The following is a 25,710-nucleotide window of genomic DNA, read 5'->3' on the forward strand; positions in this document are numbered from 1 at the left end:
GTGTCCGCCGGCCACTCCGGCCACCAGCCGTCAGTTGTCGCGGCACCCGTCCGGGGGTCACGGCGGGTGCCCGCCGAGGACCGGTGGCGAGCGTCCGCCGACGGCACCGCCGGGCCGGGTCCCGCGGAATCGCGCCGATCCTTAGCACTCCAGGACCGCGAGACCACGGATTGGGACGCGGTGTCGCTTCGCCTTGCGACGTCCCGGCGCGCATCGCACACTTCAGCCATCGATGCCGACCACCCGACGGCTCGCCTCTCCCCTGACGATCCAGGACGCCGATGCCCGCCGCCGTGAGCACCCTTTCCCGACCCCTCGAGTCAGCACCTCCCCTCGAGCCCCTCGCTTCTCCCGAGCCCCTCGCTCCCCTCGAGCCGGCCGCTCCCCTCGCCGTCGACCCCGTGCGCTCGATCTGCGTGATCGACGACCACGCCATCGTCCGGTCCGGCATCGCCGAGCTGCTGCGCGGGACCGACGACCTGCGTGCCGACGCCGTCGCCGCCACCGTCGCCGAGATCGAGGAGGACGCCGCGGACTTCGACCTCGTCATCCTCGATCTGCGACTCGGCGACGGCAGCGACGCCGGCGAGAACGTCTCCCGGCTGATGCGCCGCGGCACCCGCGTCCTGATCTTCTCGGCCGGCGACGACCCCGACTCCGTCCGCGCTGCGGCCAGGGCCGGCGCGCTCGGCATGGTGCGCAAGTCCGAGGAGGACTCCGTGCTCCTCGAGACGATCCGCTCGGCGGCGCACGGCGTCGCGGTCGCCTCGACCGACTGGGCCGCGGCCCTCGACGCGGACGTCGAGCTCGCCGACGCCGGACTCAGCGCCCGCGAGCGCGAGGTGCTGGCACTCTACGCCGCGGGCGAGAAGGCGCAGCGCGTCGCCTCCCTCACCGGTCTGTCCCGCGACACCGTCACCCACTACGTCGGGCGGATCCGCGCCAAGTACGCGCGGGTCGGCCGCCATGCGGGGACCAAGGTCGAGCTCTACATCCGCGCGATCGAGGACGGCCTGCTCGAAGGCCCGATGTGAGATCCGGAGCCGCGGCGGCGGAGGAGCCGAGCTTCGGCATCGGCGACCGGTTCGAGCGGATCTTCGTCGTCGCATTCAGCATCGGCGGCATCGCGTTCCACGCCGTCGCGGCGCTCGGCTACGCGGCCACCGCTCTCGGGATCTCCCCGCTCTGGGCCGTCGCCGCATCCGTTCTGGTGCTGCCCGCCCCGCTGGTCACCCTGCTCGTCGCGATGCGCGGCAGCCTCGACGCGGTGCGGACCGTGCTCCGCGCGCACGTCGTCCTGTTCGCCGTCCTCGCTCTCGCGCTGATCCCGGCCGTGCCGCCCGGGAGCGGCCCCGCCGCCACCTCCTGGCTGATCGACGCCGTGCCCGTGGCGATGACCGCCGCGGCCGTCGCCTTCCCCGCGCGCCTCGTGCCGCTCGCCGTGGCCGGCGTCTGCCTCCTGCTCTTCGCCGTCCGCGCCGCCACCTCGGGATCGCCCGTCGTGGCGATCGAGGAGGCGGTCGACATGGCGATGATCGGCACGGTCTTCGCGGGGCTCGCCCAGGCGGTCCTCGGCGCCGGCCGGTCGCTCGAGCGCGCGACGCGCGAGTCGGTGCTCGCGGCCGCCCGTGCCGCCGGCCGAGCGGGGCGGCGGAGCGAGCGCATCCGGGTCGGCGCGCTCGTGCACGACGAGATCCTCTCCTTCCTGCTCAACGTGGAGCAGATCAGCCACTCCGCCGAGCGCTCCCGAGCCGCGGCGCGGATCGCCCTCGCGCACCTCGCGGAGCTCCGGCGGACGGATCCGACGGGCCCGACCCCGAGCCGGGCGATGCTGACCGCGGGCGAGTTCGTGCGCGCCGCCTCCGTCCGGATCACCGAGGCCGCGCCGCTCGCCGTCCTCAGCACCCGGATCGCGGCGGGCGCCGTGGCCGTCCCCTCCCCCGTCGCCGACGCGCTCATCGACGCGACCGTGCAGGCCGCGCGGAACGCCGTGCAGCACGCCCGCTCGACAGACGGCGCCCCCGCCGCCGTCCGCGCGTCCCTCGCCGTCGACGAGCGCGGGCTCTCGATCGAGGTCGGCGACGACGGCGGCGGGTTCGTCGCCGCCGCCGTGCCGCAGAACCGGATGGGACTGACCACGAGCATCCTCGGCCGGGTGACCCAGATCGCCGGGGCGACCGCGCAGATCGCCTCCGAGGCGGGCACCGTGGTGCGGTTGGAGTGGCGCCGGTGACCCGCCCGCGCCGTCTCGAGCAGAGCGCCGACGTCTCCGACCTGCTCGGCTTCGGCGGCGGCCACGTCCGGGTGATCGGGCTCCTCTTCGTCGGCGCCAACGTCCTCCTCGCGACGCTGAACCTCGACTGGTCCCGCCGCCCCGCGCTCACGGCGGCGGCGGTGCTGATCGTCGCCCTCCTCGTCGCGCTGGTCGTCCGGCGCCCCCGCGATCCGCTCCCGCTCCCCGGCACCCTCCTGGTCGCGGCCGGCGCACCGGTCGCCGCGGCCCTGGGCTGGTGGGCCCTCGAGCCCACCGGCTGGGAGGGGAGCTTCGCCACCTGGTTCCTCGGCGGCACCGCGTTCCCGCTCTTCGCCCTCTGCCTCCGCGGTCGGATCCTCGCGGCGGTCGCGGGCCACTTCGCGGTCGGAGCCGTGACGCTCGCCTGCGTCCTCGGCAGCGGCCACAGCGCGCTCTTCGCCCTCGAGGCGATGTCGCGCTACGCGATCCTGCTCGTCTGCGGCGTCCTGTTCCGCCTCGGCCTGCGCTACGCCATCGGCCGGATGGGCGAGGTGCGGGCCGAGCTCGAGCGCCTCGCCACCGAGACGGCGGAGGCCGACGGCCGCTTCGCCGAGCGGGAGAAGCGCGTGCGGCTGGTCGCGGACCTCGCGGAGCCGCTCCTCGCGCGAGCGGCCGCCGGCGAGCCCTACTCCCCCGCCCTCGCACGAGACGCGGCCAACGTCGAGGCCGGCATCCGCGACGGGCTCCGCGCCTTCGGCCTCGTGCGCGACCCGCTGGTCGCGAGCGTCCGCGCCGCGCGGCTGCGCGGGGTCCAGGTGGTGCTCCTCGACGACTCCGACGGCGACCTCGACGAGTCCACCCTCGACCGCGTGGCCGCGACCGCCGCGCGCGCCTTCGAGCAGATCGGCTTCGGGCGCGTCACCGTGAGGCTGCTGCCGCCCGGCCGGGGCGCGGTCGCGACCGTCGTCGCCGATACCGAGCCGGGCCTGCACCTCGAGGTCCGCTAGGCGGCACGCCGCTCGCGGTCCTCGTCCGAGTACTGCACCCGCGGGTTGAGCGCGAGCGCGTCCCGGGCCGCCGCGCGCGCGAGGGTGAGGGCCGCCGAGAACCGGGGCCTGCGGACCGTGCCGGCGGTGCGCCCGTAGACGTCGACGTGCGCGAACGCCGGCGCCCAGGTCGGGCGGGGCCGGCGGTTGCCGACGGCGGCCGTGAGATGCAGGAACGCCTGTGCGGAGCCGAGCGCCGAGGCCGCGTCGACCCCCGGGGCGATCGAGGGCAGCGGCGCCGGAGCGGCCGACGTGACGGCCCGCAGCACCCGGAGGTCGGTGTAGGGCGGGATCACGGGCAGCGTCCTTCCCAGCACCGCCGGGCGCCGCGCGATCTCCTCGAGCGGCAGATCCTCCGTGAAGCCGAGCATGCGCTCCACGGTGTGCCGCGACCTCGGGTGGAACGACGTCGCCTGCGCGGCCCAGCCGACGTTCATCACCCACAGCACCGGCAGATCGAGCGCGCGGGCGGTCCGCGCCAGCAGCACGCCCACCTCCGGGGTCGTCACCTCCGTCTCGTCGACGACCAGGTCCGCGCCGCGCGCGAAGCCGAGCGCCGTCTCCGGGAGCACGCCCGCGGGGAAGACGTCGACCGTCGCGTCGGCGTCGAGCGCGAGCACCGACTCGCGGAACACCTCGGCCTTGTTCCGGCCCACCGCCGCCAGCGTCGCCCCGGGCACCCGGTTCGCGTTCTCCGGCTCGAAGACCTCCGGGTCGGCGACCGCGAACGAGCGCACGCCCATCTGCGCGAGCTTAAGCCCGAGCTGGAACCCGTCCCCGCCGACGCCCGCGAGCGCGATCCGCGCCGAGCACAGCGCCTCCTGCTCCGCCTCGCTCCAGAAGCCGAGGTTCCTGGCGAACCGGGGGGCCGTCACGTCCGTGCTCACGCCGCCAGCTCCTGCTCGTCGTCGATCCCGACGAGGATGTCGCGCGCCGTGAGGAGGCGGCCGGGCAGCCAGCGGCTGAGCCGCCTGATCGGCGGCACCTCGATCGCGATCGCGACGTTGTGACTCCGGTACGCGCCGATCCACCGCCGCTCGCCGATCCTCGTGGCGGTGAGCGAGAGGCGCAGCAACCGCTCGAGCACCGGATCGATCAGCCCGTAGGCGGAGCGCATCCCGGCCTCGTCGAGGAAGGCGAGGACTGCGGCGTACAGCTCCAGCACGCACGCGTGCTGCGCGGCCCGGTTCTCGTGCCGCGCGACGAGGCGCGAGACCTCGACGGAGGGCTCCGGTGCGGGGCTCGAGCCGAAGACCTCCGGCCAGTACCGCTCGACGGGGAGGCGGTCGTCGGTCACCGCGCGGGTCGCGCGACCCTTGACGATCAGGCGGAGAGCGGCGCGGATCCGCAGCTCGCCCGCACACTCCTCGACGACCGCGAAGGCGAGCGAGCGAGCATCGTCCTCGTCGGTCTCCCGGCCGTCGCTCCCGTGCTCGGCGGAGAGGAAGCCGGCCTCGTCGACGTAGATCTCGCGCCGCAGCTCGAGGAAGCGGCGGTAGGCCTCCTCGGCCCCTGGGACGGGGACGCCGCCCGAGGCGATCAGTCCGGTGGTCCGCCCGGTGGTGCCGGACGACGGTCGCTGCTGCAGGTCTCGCATGGGGTTCTCCTCGACTCGGAAGCGTCTGTTCCGACGAGACCGATCGTGGAGAGCGGGCGGGCCGCGAAGAATGGGGACGTCTCCCCACGGGCAGAGGTGCCCGTCGGCTCAGGCGAGCTCGTCCACGTCGTCGAGGTCGACCGCGACCGAGCTGACCAGCGCGAGCAGCGCCTCCGCGTAGGCGTTCTCGGCGATCTCGTCCTCGAAGTCGCGCTGCTCGCCGGCGAGCTCGACGGTCACGGCGAAGCGCACCGGCCCGCCGGCCGCGACGCGGCGCAGCGAGCGGAACGTACCGCGGAGCAGCTCGCGCAGCTGGTCCTCGCGCGGCAGCCAGAGCGAGTCGTCGAGCGCCACGGAGTCGAGCGCCCACTCGGTCGTGCCGTTGAAGCCGAGCACCGTGCCGGTCTCGTACTCGTGCGCTTCGATCGTCATGTCGCTCACGGTGAAGACGTCGCCGTCGAACCCCTCGCGCTCGATGCGGAAGCGGTCGCCGGTGACCGGTGCCCAGCGCAGACCCGCGGTCCGCAGCGCCCTGGCCAATTCGAAGGAGATCATCTCCCGATCATGGCCCGCGTTCCCGGACGGAGGCCGCGAAGACGGGACCGCGGCCCCGATGTCGGTGGGTGAGTTTACGTTCATGAAACGTCCGGTTCACAGGCCGGGCACCCGCACTGCATAGCGTGGCTCACTGTGCCCCTTTCAGGGGCGAAGGGTCGCCGTCGCCGTGCGGTGACGCACCACCGCTCTCCGGAGCGGCGATCGAGAGGACCACCATGCCCGACTCCCCCGCACCCCTCGCGGACAGGCCTCGCGCCCGCACACCGAGGAGGCGCCTCGCCCTCGCGGCCCTCGCCGGTCTCGCCCTGGTCGCCACGCCGCTGGTCGCGACCCCCGCCACCGCGGCTCCGAGCGGTGACGAGCTGGTCATCAGCGAGATCTTCGCCCGCGGCGGCTCGGCCGGCGCGACCTACAGCAACCGCTTCGTCGAGCTCTACAACCCGACCGGCGCCGACGTCGCGCTCTCGGGCCTCTCGCTGCAGTACCGCTCGGCCACCGGCACGGCGAACCCGACGACGACCGTCGCGCTCACCGGCACCGTCCCCGCCGAGGGCCACTTCCTGATCGCCGGTGCGAGCAACGGCAGCAACGGCGCGCCGCTCCCCGCCGCCGACCAGACCGCGAACGGCCTCAACATCGCGGCCGCCGGCGGCACGCTCTTCCTGGTCGAGGGCACCGCGACCCTCGTCGCCCCGCCGACCGGCACCGCCGAGCAGCCCGACGCGGTCCTCGACCTGCTCGGCTACGGCACCTCCAACACCTTCGAGTCGGCGGCCGCCACCGCGCCGACGCTGACCGAGTCGATCGCGCGCGCCGACTCCGCGACCGGCGATACCGACTCCAACGCCGCCGACTTCACCGTCGGCGCGATGACCCCCGAGTCCGCCGGCGGCAGCACCCCGGAGCCGACGCCGGCGCCGACCGGGACGGCGACCCCCACGGCGACCCCGACCGCCCCGCCGACGACGCCGCCGACCACCGCGCCGACCGTCTCGATCGCCGAGATCCAGGGCACCGGAGCCGCGTCCCCGCTCGTCGGGCAGACCGTCACCACCACCGGCGTCGTCACCGCGCGCTACGCCACCGGCGGCTACAACGGCTACGTGATCCAGACCGCCGGCACCGGCGCGCAGACCACCGGCCGCACCGCCTCCGACGCCGTCTTCGTCTACTCCTCCGCCTCGGTCGGCGCGGTCGCGATCGGCGACAACCTGCGCATCACCGGCGCCGTCAGCGAGTTCAACGGCCTCACCGAGCTCACCCCGACCTCGGCCGCGACCGTCGAGAAGCTCGGCACCCCGGCCGTCGCGCCGATCGCGGCCGCCGTCGGCCTCCCCCGCACCGTCGAGGAGCGCGAGACGCTCGAGAGCATGCTGATCGCCCCGCAGGGCGCGTTCACCGTGACCGACACCTTCGACCTCAACAGCTTCGGCTCCGTCGGCCTCACCGCCGGCGACTCGCCGCTGCTGACCCCGACCGAGGTCGCCCGCCCCGGAACGCCGGAGCTGGCCGCGGTCGTCGCCGACAACGCCGCGCGCGCGATCGTGCTCGACGACGGCGCCTCGATCAACTTCCTCGGCGCCGCGGCGAACAAGGCGATCCCGCTGCCCTACCTCACCCCGGCCGAGCCGATCCGCGTGGGCGCCCCGGCGACCTTCACGACCCCGGTCGTCCTCGACTACCGCAACGGCGGCTGGTCCTTCCAGCCGACGACGCAGCTGACCGTCGAGAACGCCGCGACCGTCCAGCCCGCGACCTTCGCGAACACCCGCGAGGCGGCCCCCGAGGCCGTCGGCGGCGACCTCTCGATCGCGTCCTTCAACGTGCTGAACTACTTCTCCACCACGGGCGACTCGATCACCGGCTGCACCTTCTACACCGACCGCGACGGCGACCCCGTCACGGTCAACAGCGGCTGCGACGCCCGCGGCGCCGCGAACGCGGACGACCTCGAGCGCCAGCAGGCCAAGATCGTCACCGCGATCAACAGCCTCGGCGCCGGCGTCGTCTCGCTCGAGGAGATCGAGAACTCGGCCAAGTTCGGCAAGCCGCGCGACGAGGCCCTCGCCACGCTGACCGCCGCGCTGAACACCGCCGCCGGCTCGGAGCTGTGGGCGTACGTGCCCTCACCCGCCGCCCTCCCCGCGCTCGCGAACGAGGACGTCATCCGCACCGCGTTCATCTACAAGAAGGCCGTCATCGAGCCGGTCGGCGAGTCCGTCATCCTGAACGACGGCGTCGCCTTCTCCAACGCCCGCAAGCCCCTCGCCCAGGAGTTCCGCCTGATCGGCGACAGCGCCAGCGAGTTCGTCGCGATCGTGAACCACTTCAAGTCGAAGGGCTCCGGCTCCGGAGTCGACGCGGATCAGGGCGACGGCCAGGGCGCCTCGAACGCCTCCCGCGTCAACCAGGCCACCGCGCTCGTCGCGTTCGCCGACCGCCTCCGCACCGAGAAGGCCACCGAGCTCGTCTACCTGCTGGGCGACTTCAACGCCTACTCGAAGGAGGACCCGGTGAAGGTGATCACCGACGCCGGCTACATCGACCAGGGTGCGAAGGACGGCAAGTACTCGTACTCGTTCGACGGCGCGGTCGGCTCGCTGGACCACGTCTTCGCCTCGCCCGCGGCCGACAGGACGGTCACCGGTGTCGACACCTGGAACATCAACAGCGGCGAGTCCGTGGCACTGGAGTACAGCCGCTACGACTACAACGCGACGATCTTCTACGACACCTCGGCGTACCGCTCCAGCGACCACGACCCGGTCGTCGTCGGCCTCGACCTGCCCGAGACCCGGACGGACCCGGAGCCCGAGCCCGTCACGGTCATCGACGTCGCGACCACCGCCTCCACCAGGCGCCTCGCCGTCGTGCGGACGCTGACGGTGTCGGCGGTGAACAACGGCGACGAGACGGTCTCGATCGAGATCACGACGGCGTACGGCAGCAAGACGAAGAAGACGGTCAAGCCCGGCCAGTCGTTCACGGTGAAGACCGTGACCGTCTTCAAGCCCATCAAGGCCGGCACGGCGACCATCGAGGTCACCGCGCCCGACGGCACCGAGCGCGTCTACAAGCAGGCGTACCGCGGCGCCTGATCCCGCGCGACCCCTGACCTCGACGAGCTCCGGCTCCTAGAGTTCGGGGATGCCCGAGGGAGACAGTGTGCACCGTCTCGCCGCCCGCCTCAGGCGGGCGGCGGACGGTCGCACCGTCCTCGAGGGCGAGCTGCGCTGCGGGGACGCGGCCGGCACCTCCCTCGCCGGGCTGAGGATCCTCGAGCACGACACCCACGGCAAGCACCTCCTCACCCGCTTCTCCGGCGGAACGACCCTGCACACCCACCTGCGGATGCAGGGCTCCTGGACCGTGACCGCTCCCGGCCGAGCGGTCCCCCGCTCGGTGCAGAAGGACGTCCGCGTCCGCCTCCGCCTCGACGACGACTCGACCGTGTGGGGCATCGACCTCCCGGTCGTCGAGCTCCTCGCCACCCGCGACGAGCCGCGCGCCGTCGGGCACCTCGGGCCCGACCCGCTCCGCGCGGACTGGGACGCCGACGAGGCCGTCCGGCGCCTCTCCCGCCTCCCGGACCGGCCCGTCGTCGCCGCACTCCTCGACCAGCGCTGCCTCGCGGGTCTCGGCAACCTCTGGGCCAACGAGGTCTGCTTCCTCCGCGGGGTCTGGCCCTGGCGGCCGATCGGCTCCCTCGACGTCCGCGCCCTCGTGGCGACCGCGGCGAGAGGCCTCCGCGCCTCCGTCACGATCCCGGGGATGTTCCAGACCACCACCGGTGACACCCGCCGCGGCGAGCGGCACTGGGTCGCGGGGCGCGCCGGGCGCCCGTGCCTGCGCTGCGGCACGACGGTGCTCGTCCGCGACGAGGTCCGCGACGACCCCGAGCAGCGCCGCACCTGGTGGTGCCCGCACTGCCAGCCGGAGCAGGCGGCCGCCCCCTGAGCCCGCGTACCGCCGCCTCAAGCCCGCGTACCGCTGCCGACGGCCCGTGCGTAGGCTGGCCGCATGACGAACGAGTGGGGAACTCCGGATCCGTCCGCCCGGCGAGACCGGTCCGCGGAGGTCGTCCCGGCGGCCGCCTCCGGCGAGGAGGTGGAGACCGCCCGCGTCGAGGACGCCGAGCGCGCGCTCGCCGTGCGCGAGGTCAAGCGGCGCCGCGACTTCCTGGGATCGGTCGGCGGATGGGCGAGCGTCTCGGCGATCACGACCGCCGTCTGGGTCGGCACAGGGGCCGACGGCTACTTCTGGCCGATCTGGCCGATGATCGGGATCGGGATCGGCGTCGTCGGCCAGGCCGCGTCGATCTGGGGTCCCGCCCGCAAGGAGATCACCGAGGCGGACATCGCCGCCGAGATGCAGCGCCGGGAGAAGCGCCGCCGCTGATCAGTCCAGGCGGCCGACCGAGGTGACGCGGACGACGGCCGCACCCTGCTCGTCCGACTCGGCGAGGTCGACGGTCGCCGAGATCCCCCAGTCGTGGTCGCCGGCCGGATCGTCGAGGATCTGCCGCACGAGCCACTGCGTCGGCTCCTCCGTGACGAGCAGCATCTTCGGCCCCCGGGCGTCGGGCCCGATGCCGATGCTGTCGTGCTCGTCGTAGTAGTCGTCCAGCGCGGCGCCCCACGCGTCGGCGTCGAAGCCGGCGGCGGCGTCGAGCTCGCCGAGCGCCTCGTGGTCGTCGAGGGCGGCGAGGGTCACCCGGCGGAACATCTCGTTGCGCACCAGCACGCGGAAGGCGCGGTGGTTCGCGGTGAGGCGGCGCGGAGCGGGCGGCACGATCGCCTGGTCCGCCGCGTGGAGCGCCGGATTGACCAGCTCCTCCCACTCGTCGACCAGCGAGGAGTCGACCTGGCGCACGAGCTCGCCCAGCCACTCGATCAGGTCGTGCAGCTCCTCGTTCTTCAGCTCGTCGGGGATGGTCTGCCGGGCCGCGCGGAACGCGTCGGACAGGTAGCGCAGCACCAGTCCCTCCGAGCGGGAGAGCTTGTAGAACGCGGTGTACTCGCCGAAGGACATCGCCCGCTCGTACATGTCGCGCACGACCGACTTCGGCGAGAGCTCGAAGTCCTTCACCCACGGCTGCGCGGCGGTGTAGGTCTCGAAGGTCGCCTCGAGGAGCTCCTCGAGCGGCTTGGGGTGCGTGACGGACTCGAGCAGCTCCATCCGCTCCTCGTACTCGATCCCCTCGGCCTTCATCGCGGCGACGGCCTCGCCGCGGGCCTGGAACTGCTGGGCCCCCAGGATCGGGCGCGGGTCGTCGAGGGTCGCCTCGAGCACCGAGATCACGTCGAGCGCGAAGCTCGGCGACTCCGGGTCGAGAACGTCGAACACGGCAAGCGCGAACGGCGAGAGCGGCTGGTTGAGCGCGAAGTTCGGCTGCAGGTCGACGGTCAGGCGGATACGGGTCACGCCGTCGGCTCCGACGCTCTGCTCGACCACGCCCGCCTCCCGCAGCGTCCGGTAGATGCCGAGCGCCCGGCGGGCGAGCTGCAGCTGCCGCTTCCACGGCTCGTGGTTGTCGAAGATCAGGGCGTGCACGTTCGCGTAGGCGTCGCCGCCGCGGGCGATCACGTTCAGCAGCATCGCCGACGTGATCGTCATGTGCGAGGTCAGCGTCTCGGGCTCGGCGTCGACGAGCTTGCGGAAGCTCGGCTCGCCCCAGCTGACGAAGCCCTGCGGCGCGCGCTTGGCGACCCACTTCCTCCGCTTCTTCGGGTCGTCGCCCATCTTGTCGAGAGCCTTCCGGTTCTCGGACTCGTGCTCGGGGGCCTGCACGACCACGGTCCCGGCGGTGTCGTACCCCGCGCGACCGGCGCGGCCGGCGATCTGGTGGAACTCGCGGGCCGAGAGCTGGCGGGTCCGGGTGCCGTCGTACTTGGTCAGCGCGGTGAGCAGCACGGTGCGGATCGGGACGTTGATGCCGACGCCGAGGGTGTCCGTGCCGCAGATCACGCGCAGCATGCCCTGCTGGGCGAGCTGCTCGACCAGGCGGCGGTACTTCGGCAGCATGCCCGCGTGGTGGACGCCGATCCCCAGCCGGAGCAGCCGGGAGAGGGTCTTGCCGAACGCGGTGGTGAAGCGGAAGCCGCCGATCACCTCGGCGATGCGGTCGCGGTGCTCGCGGGTGGCGATGTTCGCGCTGGTGAGCGCCTGCGCGCGCTCGAGAGCGGCCGCCTGCGAGAAGTGCACGACGTAGACCGGCGACTGGTTCGTCGAGAGCAGCTCCTCGATGGAGTCGTGGATCGGAGCGATCTCGTAGAAGTAGTGCAGCGGCACCGGGCGCTCCACGCCGGTGACCCGGGCGGTCTCCCGGCCCGTGCGGCGGCTGAGGTCGGCGGCGAGCGCCGTCACGTCGCCGAGGGTGGCCGACATCAGCACGAACTGCACGTGAGGGAGGGTGAGCAGCGGCACCTGCCAGGCCCAGCCGCGCGCCGGGTCCGCGTAGAAGTGGAACTCGTCCATCACGACCTGGTCGACCGGGGTGTCCTCGCCGTGCCGGAGCGCGAGGTTCGCGAGGATCTCGGCCGTGCAGCAGATGATCGGCGCGTCGGCGTTCACCGAGGAGTCGCCGGTGACCATCCCGACGTTGGAGGCGCCGAAGACGTCGACCAGCGCGAAGAACTTCTCGGAGACGAGCGCCTTGATCGGCGCCGTGTAGAAGCTGCGGCGCCCGGAGGCGAGCGCCGCGGCGTGCGCGCCGATCGCGACGAGCGACTTGCCGGTGCCGGTGGGCGTCGAGAGGATCAGGTTGGAGCCGGAGGCGATCTCGAGCATGGACTCGTCCTGCGCCGGGTAGAGCGGGAGGCCGCGCGACTCCGCCCACTCGGTGAAGGCCAGGTAGACCGCGTCGTCGTCGACGCGCCCGTCCGCGTCGGGCGTCGGCATCCGGTCGAGCAGCGTCGAGGTCATCCCCCCATCCTCCCAGCCCGCGGCCCGTCGCTCGGGTGCGATCCGTCACGGACGGCCCGTGTGCCCCCGCCTCACGGGCCCCGGGTGACGGATCGGTCCGCCGGAGCGAGGGCCCCGTCGACGAGTCCGACGACGCGGTCGGCGTCGGCCAGCACGGCGGGGTCGTGCGAGACGCAGACCACCGTCGCGCCGCGGTCCGCCTCCGCGCGCAGGACCGACCGGATCCGCTCCGCACTCGCCGAGTCGAGGCCGGTGGTGGGCTCGTCCAGGAGCAGCAGGCCGGCCCCGCGGGCGAGCCCCTGGGCGAGGAGCGCCCGCTGCCGCTGACCACCGGAGAGCACCGCGAAGGGCTCCCGGGCGAGCGCGGCGATCTCCATCCGCTCGAGCGCGGTGGCGATCGCGTCCGCCGCGCGCGCGTCGCTGCGGCGGAGGCGGCCGAGCCGACCCCAGGTGCCCACCGCGACCACGTCGCGCACCGTCACCGGGAGGCGGTCCGGGATCGACGCCCGCTGCGGCACGAAGGCGATCGCTCCGGTGACGTCCCGCGTGCCGGACGTCAGTGGACGCACTCCCGCGATCACCTCCAGAAGCGTCGACTTGCCGGCGCCGTTCGGCCCGGCGATCACGGTCAGCGAGCGCGCGGCGACGTCGAGATCGACCCCCGCGAGAGCGCGGCGGGAGCCGAAGTCGACGTGAGCGCCTCGGAGGCGGACCGGGGGCTCGGGCAGGGGTGAGACGTCCATCCCGACGAGCGTACAGGAGTGATAACTGTTCTCATTATCGTGTACGGTCGGGCACCATGCCCAGCCTCCTCGCCGGAATCCTCGAGCCGTTCGCTCTCGACTTCCTCCAGCGCGCCCTCCTCGGCGGCGTCCTCGTCGCGGTCCTCTGCGGCGTCGTCGGCACCTGGGTGGTCCTCCGCGGGATGGCCTTCCTCGGTGAGGCGCTCGCCCACGGGATGCTCCCCGGCGTCGCCCTCGCGACGGTGCTCGGCGCGCCCGTCCTCGTGGGCGGCGCAGCCAGCGCGGTGCTGATGAGCCTCGGCATCGCGGCCCTGCAGCGGCGCGGACGACTGTCCTACGACACCAGCATCGGCCTGCTCTTCGTCGCCATGCTGGCGCTGGGGGTCATCGTGATCTCGCACTCGGGCAGCTTCGCCACGGACGCGACCTCGATCCTCTTCGGCGACATCCTCGCGATCACCCTTGTCGACATCGGGCTGCTCGCCGCCGCCGCCGGAACCGGCCTCCTCGTCGCAGCGGCCTTCCACCGCCCGCTCGTCGCCCTGGCGCTGGATCCGCGCATCGCCGCGGTGCTCGGGCTCGGTCCGCGCTCGGCTCAGGCCGCGCTGGTCGGCCTGGTGACCCTCGCCGTCGTCGCCTCCTACCAGGCGGTCGGCTCGCTCCTCGTCGTCGGGCTCCTTGTGGCTCCCGCGGTGGCCGCCGGGCACTGGACCACCCGCATCCCGACCCGGATGCTGCTCGCGTCGATCCTCGGCGCGGCCTCCGTGCTCGTCGGCCTGCTCGTCTCCTGGCACGCGGCCACGGCCGCGGGCGCCTCGGTCGCCGGCACGGCCATCGCGGTCGCCGCGGTGTCCTGGGCGGTCCGCTCGGCCGCGTCGGCCCTCGCGTCCCGGTCGGGCCCTCAGCCGGTCGCCGCATGAGGCCCTGCCGGCACCGCTCCTCCCCCCGCTCACCCTCGAAAGGACTCCGTGCACTCCCGAACCACCGCCTCCACCGTCCTCCTGGGCGCTCTCGCGCTGGGCCTGGCCGCCTGCTCGACCGATGCCTCCGCGCCGGCCGCGGACGACACGGGCTCCGGCCACGGCGCCGTCGCGAACGCCGCCGAGCTCGCCGAGCCGCGCCTGGGGCTGACGTCGATCGACCCGTCGGGCGCCGTGTCGCACCTCGACCTCCTCGACGAGACGGTCACCGGCCTCGGCACCATCGGCGCACCGAGCGCGATGACGACCGACGGCCGCTACCTCTTCGCCCAGACCGATGCGGGCGTCGAGATGGTCGACAGCGGCGTGTGGACCTGGGACCACGTGGACCACTTCCACTACTACCGCGCGGACCCCCGCCTGATCGGCACGGTCGAGGGCTCCGGGACGGCCGTCGTCGCCACGACGAACCTCTCGACCACCGGCGGAACCGGACTCTTCTTCCCCGACTCCGGCGAGGCGGTCCTCCTCGACACCGAGGCGCTGTCGAAGGGGGCGATCGTCGAGCGGTTCCGGAAGGACGTCGAGCCCGGACCCGGGATGGTCGTGCCCGTCGGCTCGTCCGCACTGGTGACCGAGGGGTCCGGATCCGGAGCGGCCGTCGCCGGCTACGACTCGGACGGCGAGCCGACGGGCCTCCGCGAGGCCTGCCCCGACCCCGCCGGGACGATCACCACCCGCGTCGGCGCCGTCATCGGCTGCTCCGACGGCGCACTCCTGGCGTCGATCGAGGACGAGGAGCTCGTCGTCGAGCGGATCCCCTACCCCGCCGGCACCACCGCGCCACCCGCCGCCTCCTTCGACAACCGCGAGGGCCGCCCCACGGTCGCCGGCCTCGCCGGGGACGCGGGCATCTGGCTCCTCGACACCCGGGAGCGCTCCTGGAGCCTCCTCCCCTCTCCCGCCCCGCTGGCGCAGGTCACCGCGGTGGACGACGCGGACGAGACCGTCCTCGCCCTCGCCGCCGACGGCCGCGTGCTGGTTCTCGACGGCTCCGACGGTGCGGTCCTCTCCGAGACCGCGCCCCTCGTCGCGGACACGACCGCGGACGGCTCGCGGCCCGTCCTGATCGCCGACCAGCAGCGGGCCTACCTCAGCGCGCCCGCCGAGCGGAAGCTGCACGAGATCGACTACGCGGACGGCGCGCGCCTCGCCCGCACCTTCGAGACCGCCACCGAGCCGGCCTTCACGGCGGAGACGGGCCGATGAGGCGCCGCTGGGCCCTCGCGTCCGCCGCGGCGGTCCTGCTCCTGTCGGGCTGCACGTCCGCGGAGGAGGACGAGAGGCCCCTCGTCATCGTCTCCACCAACATCCTCGGCGACGTCGTGGGCGAGCTCGTCGGCGACGAGGCGCAGGTCGTCACGCTGATGAAGCCCGACGCCGACCCGCACTCCTTCGAGATCTCGGCGCAGGAGGCGGCGCGCCTGCGCTCCGCCGACCTCGTCGTCTCGAACGGGCTCGGACTCGAAGAGGGCCTGCAGCAGCACCTCGACGAGGCCTCCGGTGAGGACGTCCCCGCGTTCGTCGCCGGCGACGCCGTCGACGTCCTCGACTACAGCGAGGGCGACGCGGAGGGGAGCCCGGACTCGCACTTCTGGACGGACCCCGGCCGGATGATCGACGTCGTCGACTCCCTCGGGCCCGTGCTCGCCGCGCTCGACGGCGTCGATCCGGCCGCCGTCCGGGACCGGACGGCCGGCTACCGCGCCGAGCTCGAGCGGCTCGACTCCGAGATGGCCGCGGCGTTCGCCGCGATCCCCGCCGAGCGCCGCGCCCTCGTCACCAACCACCACGTCTTCGGGTACCTCGCCGACCGCTTCGACTTCGACGTCGTCGGCGCCGTCATCCCGGGAGGCACGACCCTCGCGGCGCCGTCCGCCTCCGACCTCGCCGATCTCGTCGACGCGGTCGAGCAGACCGGCGTCCCCACGATCTTCGCGGAGTCCTCGTCTCCCGACCGCCTGGTCCAGGCGCTCGCGAGCGAGGCCGACATCCGCGTGGAGGTGGTCGAGCTGTTCACGGAGTCCCTGACGGGGCCCGAGGGCGGCGCTCCCGACTACCTCGCCATGATGCGCGTCAACACGCAGCGCATCGCCACCGGGCTCTCCCCGTGAGCCCTCCGATCCACCACCAGGAAGAAGAAGCACCCATGCAGAATCCGCACGTCCGGCGGGCGGGCCTCGGCCTGATCGCCGCCTGCTCGATCACGGTCCTCGCGGCCTGCTCGTCGAGCTCGACCCCGGCCGCCGAGTCCTCGGCGTCCACCGCACCGGCCACCGAGGCCGCGGCGGCCGCCGGCGCCCGCGTCGCCGTCGCCTACGAGGGCGGCATCCTCGTCCTCGACGGCGAGACCCTCGAGACCGTCGCGGACATGGACTCCGAGGAGTTCACCCGCCTCAACCCCGCCGGCGACGACCGCCACGTCATGGTCACCATGAGCGAGGGGTTCCAGCTCCTCGACACCGCCGCCGGCACCGGCGGCGAGCCGGAGCTGACGGACATCGTCTTCCCCGCGGACACCCCGGGCCACGTCGTCCGGCACGCCGGGAAGACCGTCCTCTACGCCGACGGCACGAGCGACACGACCGTCCTCGAGACCGCCGACCTGGCGTCCTCGGACGGGATGCCCGAGACCGAGACCATCCCGGGAGTCGAGGCGCACCACGGCGTCTCGATCGTCCTCGAGGACGGCACCTTCCTCACCACGGTCGGTGATGCCGACGGGCGCAACGGCATCGAGGTGCGCGACGCCTCCGGCGCCGTGACGGCCACGAACGACCAGTGCCCCGGAGTCCACGGAGAGGGCACGGCCGAGAACGAGGTCGTCGTCTTCGGCTGCGAGAACGGCGCCCTGGTCTACGACGGCGGCGAGATCACGAAGCTCGAGGCTCCGGACCAGCCGTACGGCCGCATGGGCAACGCCTGGGTCAGCGAGACCAGCCCGATCATCGTCGGCGACTACAAGGAAGACCGCGACGCCGAGGGCTACCTCCTGCACCGCGTGGCGCTGATCGACACCGAGGCGAAGACCCTCGACGTCGTCGACCTGCCCGAGGGCGTCGAGTACACCTTCCGCGGCGTCGCCCGCGGCCCCGACGACCTGGCGTACATGATCGCCTCGGACGGCGCGATCCACGTCCTCGACCCCGAGACCGGCGAGCTGACCGCCTCCTACCCCGTCGTCGACGCCTGGGAGAGCCCGGTCGAGTGGCAGGACCCGCACCCCGCGATCACGGTCGCCGGGGACATCGCCTACGTGACCGACCCGGCCGCCGACAGCATCCACGCCGTCGACCTCACCACGGGAGAGGTCGTCGCCACGGGCGAGCTCGACGTCACGCCGAACGAGATCGCCGTCGCCGCGAGCTGACCATCGGCACGGAGGAGGGGCGCGGGGCCGCGGGCTCCGCGCCCCTCCTGTTCACCTCGAGGGGCCAGGATCTCCGCATGACGACCGACTTCGATCTCGACCAGGTGGTGCGCGACGTGACCGCGAACGTGCGCAAGAAGTTCCCCGACCACTCCGAGGAGCAGGTCGCGCCGCTCGTGCGCGAGGAGCTCGCGGACCTGCAGGACCGGCCCGTGCAGGACTACCTGACGGTGCTCACGGAGCGAGCGGTCAAGCGCCGCCTCAAGCGCGAGGCGCGCGGGGAGTAGACCGGGTCAGGCGAGCGCCCGCTCGATCGACGCCCGCAGCGCCGGAGCCGGCCGGAGCGCGCCCGCCTCCTCCGCTTCGAGGAGCGCCTGCGCGTCCGCCGGGCTGTGCTCGCGGTACCAGCGGTCGACCGGGACGCCGTGCCCGGGCCGGCTCAGCACCTCGACGGCGTCGCCCGCCTCCACCGATCCGCGGTGCAGCACCCGCAGGTACGCGCCGGTGCGCCCCTCGTCGGCGAAGCGCTTCACCCACTGGGGCTCTCCGAGGGCCCGTTGGAACGTCGCGCACGGCGTCCGCGGCATCGTCACCTCGACCTCGACCGCCTCGCCGATCCGCCAGCGCTCGCCGATCACGGCTCCGCTCACGTCGAGGCCCGCGATCCGCAGGTTCTCGCCGAACATCCCCGCGGCCACCGGCCGCCCCAGGCGCTCCGCCCACCAGACCGCGTCCTCGTCGGAGTAGGCGTAGAGCGCCTTGTCGAGGCCGCCGTGGTGCGCGCGATCGGCCTGCACGTCGCCGTAGAGGCCTAAGTCGCGCACTCCGACGGGACCCTCGACCGGCCGCTTGTCGATCGCGGTCACGCCGACCGTGCCGGAGTCGGGCAGGAGGCGGGCGACGCGGCACACGGCGAGCAGGCGGGGCATGCCGCCATGGTGCCAGCACTAGGCTCGCCGCGTGCGCGACGCGACCGCTCCTCCCCGGCTCGACCCCCTCCTCCTCGACGGCCTCGCCGAGGGGTACGCCGGGGACACGGGCGCCCGGGAGCACGCCGAAGGACTGCGCTTCGCCGGCACCGACCTCACCGGCGCCGATCTCACCGCGGCCTCCTTCAGCGAGTGCGTGCTGGAGGGAGTGGTCCTGGACGGCGCCCAGCTGCGGGCCGCGTCGATCGCGGAGTCGCGGCTCGAGCGGCTGGACGTCCCCGGACTCTCGGCGCCGCGGAGCCGGCTCCGATCCGTCGAGCTGCTCGCCTCGCGGCTGGGCTCGGCCGAGCTCTACGAGAGCACCTGGGAGCAGGTGCGCGTGGCCGACTGCAAGCTCGGCTACCTGAACCTCCGCGGAGCCGCGGTGCGCGACGTGCTGCTCGAGCGCTGCACGATCGACGAGCTCGACCTGGCGGGTGCGACCGGCACGCGGCTGCGCCTGGTCGACTGCGACGTCCGCTCCCTCGATCTCTCCCGGGCCCGGATCGAGCACCTCGATCTGCGCGGCGCCGAGCTGCACGTGCTCACCGGGCTGGACGGCCTCCGCGGCGCCACCCTCTCCGAGCTGCAGCTCAGCCTGCTGCTGCCGCTGTTCGCGGAGCACTTCGGGGTGCGGGTGGGCTGAGCCGCCGGTCCGCCTAGCGCCGGCGGGCGATCAGCCGCGTCAGAGCGCGGCGGCCGAGGAGGAACACGGCCAGCACGACGGCCGTCACGATCACGAAGCTCCACTGCACGCCCTGCCCGGAGGCGATCCGCAGGAGCATCCCGCCCGCGACGGTCACCGCCCAGACGACGAGCCCGGCGGGCACGATCCGGTCCGGGGAGCGCCACGAGCGCGTGACGACCCAGCCGAGCAGGAGCGCCGCCAGGAACGGCCAGAGCGTGGTGAGCAGGCCGATCAGCGCCGACCCCTCGTCGTGGCTCCCGCGGCCGATCAGCACGAAGACCAGGACGAGCACGGCGTCGAGGGCGAGGCCGAGGCCCGCGTGCCGGGTCATGCGGGCTCCGTCACGAAGTCGATGAGCTGCTCGACCCGGCCCAGCAGCGCCGGCTCCAGGTCCTGGAAGGTGCGCACCCGGCCGAGGATGCGCTGCCAGGCGCGCGCGATGTCGGCCTGCTCCTCGTGCGGCCAGCCGAGCGCCTCGCAGATCCCGTGCTTCCACTCGGTTCCGCGAGGGATCTCGGGCCAGCGCTCCAGGCCGATCCGGCCGGGCTTCACGGCCTGCCAGACGTCGATGTAGGGGTGGCCGACGACGAGGACGTGGGCGCCGTGCGGACCGGCGGCGACCTGCTCGGCGATCCGCGACTCCTTCGAGCCGCGCACCAGGTGGTCGACGAGCACGCCGATGCGGCGCCCCGGACCGGGCCGGAACTCGCGCACCAGCTCGTCGAGGTTGTCGACGCCCTCGATGTACTCGACGACGACGCCCTCGACCCGCAGGTCGTGGCCCCAGACCTTCTCGACCAGCTCGGCGTCGTGCCGTCCCTCGACGTAGATGCGGCTGGGCAGGGCGACCCGCGCCTTCGCGTCGGCGACGTGGAAGGAGCCGGAGGCGGAGCGCGCGCGACCGAGGCCGGCGTCGCGCTTCAGCCCGGGCGCCTTCAGCGACACGGGCTTCCCCTCGAGGAGGAACCCGGGCCCCAGCGGGAACACGCGGACCTTGCCGAACCGGTCCTCCAGCCGCACCATCCGCAGCTCCACGCCGAGCACGGCACCCACGAAGCCGGAGGCGACCTCCTCGACCACCAGATCGCGCTCGGCCTCGACCACCGCCACCTCGACCCTGCCGCGGGCGCGCCAGTCGCCGGCGAGCACGTCCTGCCCGTACCTGTCCTCGTCCATCGCACCGAGGGTAGCCGGAGGCGCGCGGGGCGCCGCGCGGACACGGCGCATGCACCTCTGCTTACATGAGCAGATGACCGAGGACCTCGAACCCGCCGCCGAGCTCTTCAAGGTGCTGTCCTCCTCCTCCCGGCTGCGCCTGCTCCGGGCCCTCGCCGAGGAGACGTCGACGGTCGGGCGGCTGGCCGAGGTGACCGGGCTCTCGCAGCCGCTGGTCTCGCAGCACCTGCGGATGCTCCGCACCGCCGGGCTGGTCGCGGTCGAGCGCGTGGGCCGCGAGGCGCACTACTCCGTCGCCGACACCCACGTCACGCACATCGTCGACGACGCTGTCCGGCACGCCCTGGAGGGGTGACCTCCGTCCCTGTCGGGAACGATGATCGCTCTCGATTAGGCGCATCCATTGCAATGCGTTTATGGATCTGGTCGACTCGAGCCCGTCGCGTCCGCGGCCCCCGCATCCGGAAAGGCAGCACCATGAGCACCACCGATCTCCACGCCGAGCACCCCGTCACCGAGCACGAGCACGGCGAGGGCTGCGGCCATCCGGCCGTGCAGCACGAGGACCACGTCGACTACGTCCACGGCACGCACCACCACGCCCTGCACGGCGACCACTACGACGAGCACGAGTCGGAGGCCGAGCACTCGACCGCCGACCACGAGCACGGCGACGCCTGCGGCCACGAGACCGTGCAGCACGACGACCACGTGGACTTCGTCCACGACGGCCACAAGCACGCCGCTCACGCCGGCCACTACGACGAGCACTGAGGCCGTGCGCGACGGGAGGGCTCGCACCCTCCCGTCGGCGCTCAGCCCTGACGGGCCTTGAAGCGCGGGTTCAGCTTGTTGATCACGAAGACGCGGCCCCGGCGGCGGACCACCTGCGAGCCGGGCTGCGCCTTCATCGACCTGAGGGAGTTGCGGACCTTCACGGATGCTCCTGTCGTTAATGAGAACTGTTATCGATAGAGTAGCGGTCCATGGAGCCCCACCACCCCGCACCCCCCGTCCTCGCCGTCACCCTCGTCAGCGCGACCGACCCCCAGGACGCCGGGCGGACCGCCGCGCTCCTCGCCGGCAGGCCCGAGTCCCGGATCGCCTTCGAGGTCGATCCGCCCGGCGCCGACGGTCCCGCTCTCGCCGAGGAGCTCCACCGGCGCCTCGCGGCCGACGCCGACGACGGCCACCGCGGTCACACGGTCGTCGCCCTCGATGGCCAGGCCGACCCGCTCGAGATCGGACTCGTGCTCGAGCACCTCTGCGCGCAGCGGCATCCCGCCGACACCCGCATCGCGATCCTCGACGTGGTCGCCGTGACGTCGACGGAGGAGATCCTGCGCGTGCTCTGCGGCGGCGCGGGCCCCTCCTTCGACTCGGCGGAGCGCCTCGCCGCCCGCCTGGAGTTCTCGAGCCTCGTCGCCCTCGCCGAGCCCCTCTCCGAGAGCGACCCCGAGCGGACCGCACTCGTCCGCGACCTCCTGCGAGCACTCGCCCCCACCGCCGATCTCCTCCCCGCCGGTGAGCTCCCGGCGGCGCCACGGAGGCTCCACCCCCGGCGCGCGCACGCGATCGCCTCCTCGATGGGCTGGCAGTGCGCCCTCAACGGGACCTCGCGGCGCCGCGCCTCGGGCACGACCGTCGAGGAGTTCGTGTTCCGCGATCCGCTGCCCTTCCACCCCGGCCGCCTGAGCACGGCGGTCCACGGGGAGCTGGTGGCGGAGAAGGTGGGCCGCATCCTCCGCTCCCGCGGCCTGGTGCGCCTGGCGACGCGCGCCGACCGGGTCGGCTCGTGGTCGGTCGCCGGCGACGTGCTGACGCTGGACCCGACCAGCCTGCTCAGCTGGGACGAGGACGCGCCTCTCGGCCAGGAGCTCGCCTTCTTCGGGACGGGCCTGGACACCGGGAGGCTGACCGCCGTCCTGCAGAGCTGCCTGCTCACCCCCGAGGAGCTGCTGGCCGGCCCCGCCGCCTGGGCGGAGTACGCGGACCCCTTCCCGCGCTGGGTGGACGAGCACCGGAACTGAACCGAGCGCCCTCCGTCGCGCGGGACTCGACGAGCGCGACCCGGCCCCTGCGTCCGAGCGCCGCCCGCCCCGCGCCAGCCGACCGTGCGCCGGGAGTGTGACGCGCGGAGGCTCCCGCCGGGCGGCGGGTGGGTAGGCTGACCGGACAGCACGTGCTCCGGGGTCGGTGGGAATTCCGAACCGGCGGTCACAGTCCGCGAGCCGCAGCCCCTCGAGAGGGGCGGCGGTTGACCTGGTGGAACTCCAGGACCGACGGTGAAAGTCCGGAGGAGAGGCAGCACGAGCGTCGCGCATCACCGCGCGATGCTGAGCGACGGTGCCCGCGCACCGTCGATCGAGACCCCGGAGTTCGGCGACGAACGGAAGAACCGGGAATGACGATCGACTACGAGCACGCGATGCGCCGGGCGCTGGCGCTCGCCGAGCGCGGGCCCGCCCGCGGACCCAACCCGCGCGTGGGCTGCGTGATCCTCGCGCCCGACGGCACCGTCCTCGGCGAGGGCTGGCACCACGGAGCCGGCACCGCGCACGCCGAGGTCGACGCCCTGTCGCACGTCGCGGCGGGCGCCGCCGAGGGCGCGACGGCCGTCGTCTCGCTCGAGCCGTGCGACCACACCGGGCGCACGGGTCCCTGCAGCCGCGCCCTGATCGAGGCGGGCGTCTCCCGCGTCGTCTACGCCGTGCCGGACCCGGGCGAGCGCTCGGCCGGCGGCGGTCGCACCCTCCGCGAGGCCGGCGTCGAGGTGATCGAGGGCGTGCTCGCCGAGGAGGGAGAGCAGTTCCTCCACCCGTGGCTCACCGCGACCCGCCTGCACCGCCCCTTCGTCACGCTCAAGTGGGCCTCGACCCTCGACGGCCGCACCGCGGCGGCGGACGGCAGCAGCCGCTGGATCACCGGAGCGGCGGCCCGGCAGCGCGTGCACGAGCAGCGTGCCGCGCACGACGCGATCCTCGTCGGCACCGGGACCGTCCTCGCCGACGATCCCGCGCTCACCGCCCGCGGCGACGGAGGCGAGCTCCTCGCCCACCAGCCGGTGCCCGTCGTCGTCGGCACGCGCCCCGTGCCGCCGGGCGCCCGCCTGCACGAGCACCCCCGCGCCGTCGTGGTCGAGCGCACCCGCGACCTCGCCGCGGTCCTCGCGCACCTCTACTCCGCCGAGATCCGCAGCGTCTACGTCGAGGCCGGACCGACCCTCGCCTCCGCGCTCGTCGCCGCCGGACTGGTCGACGAGTACCTCGTGTTCCTCGCGCCCGCGCTCCTCGGCGGCCCCCGCCTCGCGCTCGGCGACCTCGGCGTGGAGAGCATCGGCGGGGCCCGGCGCCTCTCCCTCCGCTCGGTCGAGATCCTCGGCGACGACCTCTTCGTGACCGCGCGCCCCGACGTCCTCCCCGCGGGCGGTGCCGGCACCCCGGCCCGCCTCCCCCACGCCCTGCAGATGGAGACCCACTGATGTTCACCGGAATCATCGAGGAGAAGGGCGTCGTGACCGCTGTCGAGGCGGGCGCCGACGCGATCCGCCTCAGCATCCGCGGGCCCCTCGCCGTCGAGGGCGTGCGGCACGGCGACTCGATCGCGGTCTCGGGCGTCTGCCTCACCGTGGTCGAGCACACCGACCAGGGCTTCACCGCCGACGTCATGGCGCAGACCCTGCGGATGTCGACCCTCGACACCGTGGGCGTCGGCGACCCCGTGAACCTCGAGCGCGCCGCGCTGGTCGGCGACCGGCTCGGCGGCCACATCGTCCAGGGCCACATCGACGGCACGGCGACGCTGCTCGCGATCGCACCGGGCGAGGCCTGGCGGGTGCTGCGGTTCTCGCTGCCGGCGGAGATCGCTCCGCTCGTCGTCGACAAGGGCTCGATCGCGGTCGACGGCGTCTCGCTGACCGTCTCGGCGATCAGCCCCGCCGCCGAGCCGGAGCAGTGGTTCGAGGTCTCGCTGATCCCCGAGACGCTCGCCGTCACCACGCTCGGCGCGCGCGCGATCGGCGATCAGGTCAACATCGAGACCGACGTCCTGGCCCGCCACGTCGAGCGGATGCTCGCACTGCGCTCGATCGCGGAGGCCCGCTCATGAGCCTCGCCACCATCCCCGAGGCCGTCGAGGCGCTGCGCGCCGGGCGCCCGATCATCGTCGCGGACGACGAGGGCCGCGAGAACGAGGGCGACGTCATCGTCTCGGCCCAGCTCGCCAGCCAGGAGACGATCGCCTGGATGGTCCGCCACTCCTCCGGGTTCATCTGCGCGCCGATGACCAACGAGATCGCCGACCGCCTCGCCCTGCCGCTGATGGTGGTCGAGAACGAGGACCCGCGCGGCACCGCCTACACGCTGTCCGTCGACGCGGCCGACCGGCTCTCCACCGGCATCAGCGCCTCCGACCGCGCGCACACCCTCCGCGTGCTGGCCGACCCCGAGGCGACCCCGTCCCGCCTGAACCGCCCCGGCCACATCCTGCCGCTGCGCGCCGTCGACGGCGGCGTGCGCGAGCGCGACGGGCACACGGAGGCGGCGGTCGACCTGATGAAGCTCGCCGGCCTGTACCCCGTGGGCGCGATCTCCGAGATCGTCGCCGAGGACGGCGAGATGATGCGGCTGCCCGGGCTGATCGCTCTCGGCGAGCGCGAGGGCGTGCCGGTGACCACGGTCGCGGCCCTCATCGCGTACCTGCAGGAGTTCCACTGCGACGCGGAGGTGCCCGTCACGGTCGCGGTCCCGGAGAGCGCGCGGGTGAGCTTCGAGGTCGAGACCACGGTGCCGACCACCCACGGCCCGTTCCGCATCCGCGCCTACCGCGACCGGCAGACCGGAGCGGATCACGTCGCGATCCTCGCGGGAGAGGTCGCCGCGGGGCGGCCCGCACTGGTGCGCGTGCACTCCGAGTGCCTGACCGGCGAGGCGTTCGGCTCGCTGAAGTGCGAGTGCGGACCCCAGCTCGACGCCGCCCTCGACACGATCCAGCGGGACGGCGGCGTCGTCGTCTACCTCCGCGGGCACGAGGGCCGGGGCATCGGCCTGATCAACAAGCTGCGCGCTTACCGCCTGCAGGAGGACGGCCTCGACACCCTCGACGCGAACCTCGCCCTCGGGCTCCCCGCCGACGCGCGGGACTACGGAGCGGCGGTCGGGATCCTCGAGGACCTCGGCCTCACCGAGGTGCGCCTGCTCACCAACAACCCCGAGAAGGTCCGCCAGCTCACCGACCGCGGCATCGTCGTCGCCGAGCGCGTGCCGCTCGTCGTCGGAGTCGGCGCCTTCAACGAGGGCTACCTCGAGACCAAGCGCGACCGCATGGGCCACACCCTCGACAGCGTCCTCGACCACGACCCCCTCGACGCCGGGATCTCCGGCCTCGCCCTCGACGCCGGGATCGCCGGCGCCACCACGAAGGAGTAGC

Annotated in this window: 27 protein-coding genes and 1 riboswitch; of the genes, 18 read left to right on the top strand and 9 right to left on the bottom strand. The window is 73.7% G+C overall.

Annotated features, from left to right (window positions below; genetic code table 11):
• The first annotated feature begins 281 nt into the window (after positions 1–281).
• Genes C5C37_RS01340 through C5C37_RS17310 form a run of 3 tightly spaced genes read left to right on the top strand, consistent with a single transcriptional unit; the run spans position 282 to position 3,240 of the window.
• Positions 282–1,034, top strand: coding sequence for a response regulator transcription factor (locus C5C37_RS01340; protein WP_104222275.1), 753 nt, complete (start codon positions 282–284; stop codon positions 1,032–1,034).
• A complete protein-coding gene (locus tag C5C37_RS01345; RefSeq protein ID WP_104262873.1) occupies positions 1,031–2,233 on the top strand; it encodes a hypothetical protein in 1,203 nt (400 codons plus the stop codon). The genes C5C37_RS01340 and C5C37_RS01345 overlap by 4 nt, the downstream gene beginning before the upstream one ends.
• Positions 2,230–3,240 carry a hypothetical protein gene (locus C5C37_RS17310; RefSeq protein WP_146082206.1) on the top strand — a complete coding sequence of 337 codons (1,011 nt, stop codon included), beginning with the start codon at positions 2,230–2,232 and terminating at the stop codon, positions 3,238–3,240. Before C5C37_RS01345 ends, C5C37_RS17310 begins: the two co-directional genes overlap by 4 nt.
• On the opposite strand, the gene C5C37_RS01355 is transcribed toward C5C37_RS17310, so the two are convergent.
• The 3 genes from C5C37_RS01355 to C5C37_RS01365 all read right to left on the bottom strand — a co-directional run bounded on the left by C5C37_RS01355 (position 3,237) and on the right by C5C37_RS01365 (position 5,431).
• Positions 3,237–4,166 (bottom strand): ThiF family adenylyltransferase, encoded by a 930-nt coding sequence (locus tag C5C37_RS01355; RefSeq protein WP_104222269.1) that lies wholly within the window; start codon positions 4,164–4,166, stop codon positions 3,237–3,239. The genes C5C37_RS17310 and C5C37_RS01355 overlap by 4 nt on opposite strands.
• Entirely contained in the window at positions 4,163–4,876 is a 714-nt protein-coding gene (locus C5C37_RS01360) for a hypothetical protein (RefSeq protein WP_104262874.1), read from the bottom strand. The genes C5C37_RS01355 and C5C37_RS01360 overlap by 4 nt, the downstream gene beginning before the upstream one ends.
• A gap of 108 nt (positions 4,877–4,984) precedes the next feature.
• Positions 4,985–5,431, bottom strand: coding sequence for a hypothetical protein (locus tag C5C37_RS01365; protein WP_104222265.1), 447 nt, complete (start codon positions 5,429–5,431; stop codon positions 4,985–4,987).
• A 218-nt stretch (positions 5,432–5,649) separates the two neighbouring features.
• On the opposite strand from C5C37_RS01365, the gene C5C37_RS01370 reads away from it, so the two are divergent.
• The 3 genes from C5C37_RS01370 to C5C37_RS01380 all read left to right on the top strand — a co-directional run bounded on the left by C5C37_RS01370 (position 5,650) and on the right by C5C37_RS01380 (position 9,832).
• Positions 5,650–8,532, top strand: a complete 2,883-nt coding sequence (locus tag C5C37_RS01370; protein ID WP_104338299.1) for an ExeM/NucH family extracellular endonuclease — start codon at positions 5,650–5,652, stop codon at positions 8,530–8,532.
• A gap of 49 nt (positions 8,533–8,581) precedes the next feature.
• Positions 8,582–9,391, top strand: coding sequence for a DNA-formamidopyrimidine glycosylase family protein (locus tag C5C37_RS01375; RefSeq protein WP_104338300.1), 810 nt, complete (start codon positions 8,582–8,584; stop codon positions 9,389–9,391).
• Between the two features lie 63 nt (positions 9,392–9,454).
• The gene (locus C5C37_RS01380; RefSeq protein WP_104338301.1) at positions 9,455–9,832 is read left to right on the top strand and encodes a 2TM domain-containing protein; all 378 of its coding nucleotides are present in this window, start codon (positions 9,455–9,457) and stop codon (positions 9,830–9,832) included.
• Here the strand turns inward: C5C37_RS01380 and C5C37_RS01385 are convergent, their stop codons facing one another.
• Entirely contained in the window at positions 9,833–12,358 is a 2,526-nt protein-coding gene (locus tag C5C37_RS01385) for an RNA helicase (protein WP_104247346.1), read from the bottom strand.
• Positions 12,359–12,429: 71 nt separating this feature from the next.
• A complete protein-coding gene (gene aztA, locus C5C37_RS01390) occupies positions 12,430–13,101 on the bottom strand; it encodes a zinc ABC transporter ATP-binding protein AztA (protein WP_104262877.1) in 672 nt (223 codons plus the stop codon).
• A gap of 56 nt (positions 13,102–13,157) precedes the next feature.
• On the opposite strand from aztA, the gene aztB reads away from it, so the two are divergent.
• The 5 genes from aztB (at position 13,158) to C5C37_RS01415 (ending at position 17,738) form a co-directional block, all read left to right on the top strand.
• The gene (gene aztB / locus C5C37_RS01395; RefSeq protein WP_104262878.1) at positions 13,158–14,021 is read left to right on the top strand and encodes a zinc ABC transporter permease AztB; all 864 of its coding nucleotides are present in this window, start codon (positions 13,158–13,160) and stop codon (positions 14,019–14,021) included.
• Positions 14,022–14,069: 48 nt separating this feature from the next.
• Positions 14,070–15,290: an ABC transporter gene (locus tag C5C37_RS01400; protein ID WP_104262879.1), complete on the top strand. Its 1,221-nt coding sequence runs from the start codon at positions 14,070–14,072 to the stop codon at positions 15,288–15,290.
• Complete coding sequence (gene aztC / locus C5C37_RS01405) at positions 15,287–16,195, top strand: zinc ABC transporter substrate-binding protein AztC (protein WP_104250617.1); 909 nt, start codon at positions 15,287–15,289, stop codon at positions 16,193–16,195. Before C5C37_RS01400 ends, aztC begins: the two co-directional genes overlap by 4 nt.
• Before the next feature lie 35 nt (positions 16,196–16,230).
• Positions 16,231–17,451: a zinc metallochaperone AztD gene (gene aztD, locus C5C37_RS01410; protein WP_104338302.1), complete on the top strand. Its 1,221-nt coding sequence runs from the start codon at positions 16,231–16,233 to the stop codon at positions 17,449–17,451.
• Between the two features lie 77 nt (positions 17,452–17,528).
• Positions 17,529–17,738 (top strand): three-helix bundle dimerization domain-containing protein, encoded by a 210-nt coding sequence (locus C5C37_RS01415; RefSeq protein WP_104262881.1) that lies wholly within the window; start codon positions 17,529–17,531, stop codon positions 17,736–17,738.
• Positions 17,739–17,744: 6 nt separating this feature from the next.
• On the opposite strand, the gene C5C37_RS01420 is transcribed toward C5C37_RS01415, so the two are convergent.
• Positions 17,745–18,380: an MOSC domain-containing protein gene (locus tag C5C37_RS01420; protein WP_104255826.1), complete on the bottom strand. Its 636-nt coding sequence runs from the start codon at positions 18,378–18,380 to the stop codon at positions 17,745–17,747.
• Between the two features lie 31 nt (positions 18,381–18,411).
• Here C5C37_RS01420 and C5C37_RS01425 point away from each other — a divergent pair, with 31 nt between their 5' ends.
• Positions 18,412–19,065, top strand: coding sequence for a pentapeptide repeat-containing protein (locus tag C5C37_RS01425; protein WP_104233714.1), 654 nt, complete (start codon positions 18,412–18,414; stop codon positions 19,063–19,065).
• 13 nt (positions 19,066–19,078) lie between these two features.
• On the opposite strand, the gene C5C37_RS01430 is transcribed toward C5C37_RS01425, so the two are convergent.
• Both C5C37_RS01430 and C5C37_RS01435 read right to left on the bottom strand, forming a co-directional pair.
• Positions 19,079–19,438: a DUF3054 domain-containing protein gene (locus C5C37_RS01430; RefSeq protein ID WP_104233715.1), complete on the bottom strand. Its 360-nt coding sequence runs from the start codon at positions 19,436–19,438 to the stop codon at positions 19,079–19,081.
• Positions 19,435–20,283, bottom strand: a complete 849-nt coding sequence (locus C5C37_RS01435; RefSeq protein WP_104226898.1) for a DUF3097 domain-containing protein — start codon at positions 20,281–20,283, stop codon at positions 19,435–19,437. Before C5C37_RS01435 ends, C5C37_RS01430 begins: the two co-directional genes overlap by 4 nt.
• A 73-nt stretch (positions 20,284–20,356) precedes the next feature.
• On the opposite strand from C5C37_RS01435, the gene C5C37_RS01440 reads away from it, so the two are divergent.
• Positions 20,357–20,638 carry a helix-turn-helix transcriptional regulator gene (locus C5C37_RS01440; RefSeq protein WP_104222235.1) on the top strand — a complete coding sequence of 94 codons (282 nt, stop codon included), beginning with the start codon at positions 20,357–20,359 and terminating at the stop codon, positions 20,636–20,638.
• A gap of 122 nt (positions 20,639–20,760) precedes the next feature.
• Entirely contained in the window at positions 20,761–21,057 is a 297-nt protein-coding gene (locus tag C5C37_RS17790) for a hypothetical protein (RefSeq protein ID WP_104222233.1), read from the top strand.
• Positions 21,058–21,098: 41 nt separating this feature from the next.
• On the opposite strand, the gene ykgO is transcribed toward C5C37_RS17790, so the two are convergent.
• Positions 21,099–21,221: a type B 50S ribosomal protein L36 gene (gene ykgO / locus C5C37_RS01450; protein ID WP_104226896.1), complete on the bottom strand. Its 123-nt coding sequence runs from the start codon at positions 21,219–21,221 to the stop codon at positions 21,099–21,101.
• 48 nt (positions 21,222–21,269) lie between these two features.
• Here ykgO and C5C37_RS01455 point away from each other — a divergent pair, with 48 nt between their 5' ends.
• From C5C37_RS01455 to ribA, 4 genes are all read left to right on the top strand, one after another.
• Positions 21,270–22,313, top strand: a complete 1,044-nt coding sequence (locus C5C37_RS01455; RefSeq protein WP_104247338.1) for a GTP-binding protein — start codon at positions 21,270–21,272, stop codon at positions 22,311–22,313.
• A gap of 150 nt (positions 22,314–22,463) precedes the next feature.
• Positions 22,464–22,596, top strand: a riboswitch (FMN riboswitch).
• A 91-nt stretch (positions 22,597–22,687) separates the two neighbouring features.
• Positions 22,688–23,764: a bifunctional diaminohydroxyphosphoribosylaminopyrimidine deaminase/5-amino-6-(5-phosphoribosylamino)uracil reductase RibD gene (gene ribD / locus C5C37_RS01460; RefSeq protein ID WP_258072387.1), complete on the top strand. Its 1,077-nt coding sequence runs from the start codon at positions 22,688–22,690 to the stop codon at positions 23,762–23,764.
• Positions 23,764–24,390 (top strand): riboflavin synthase, encoded by a 627-nt coding sequence (locus C5C37_RS01465; protein ID WP_104268884.1) that lies wholly within the window; start codon positions 23,764–23,766, stop codon positions 24,388–24,390. Before ribD ends, C5C37_RS01465 begins: the two co-directional genes overlap by 1 nt.
• Positions 24,387–25,709 carry a GTP cyclohydrolase II gene (gene ribA, locus C5C37_RS01470; protein WP_104222225.1) on the top strand — a complete coding sequence of 441 codons (1,323 nt, stop codon included), beginning with the start codon at positions 24,387–24,389 and terminating at the stop codon, positions 25,707–25,709. The genes C5C37_RS01465 and ribA overlap by 4 nt, the downstream gene beginning before the upstream one ends.
• Position 25,710 lies beyond the last annotated feature (1 nt).

The sequence above is a fragment of the Rathayibacter sp. AY1F9 genome (genome assembly GCF_002932155.1).
Taxonomy (GTDB): domain Bacteria; phylum Actinomycetota; class Actinomycetes; order Actinomycetales; family Microbacteriaceae; genus Rathayibacter.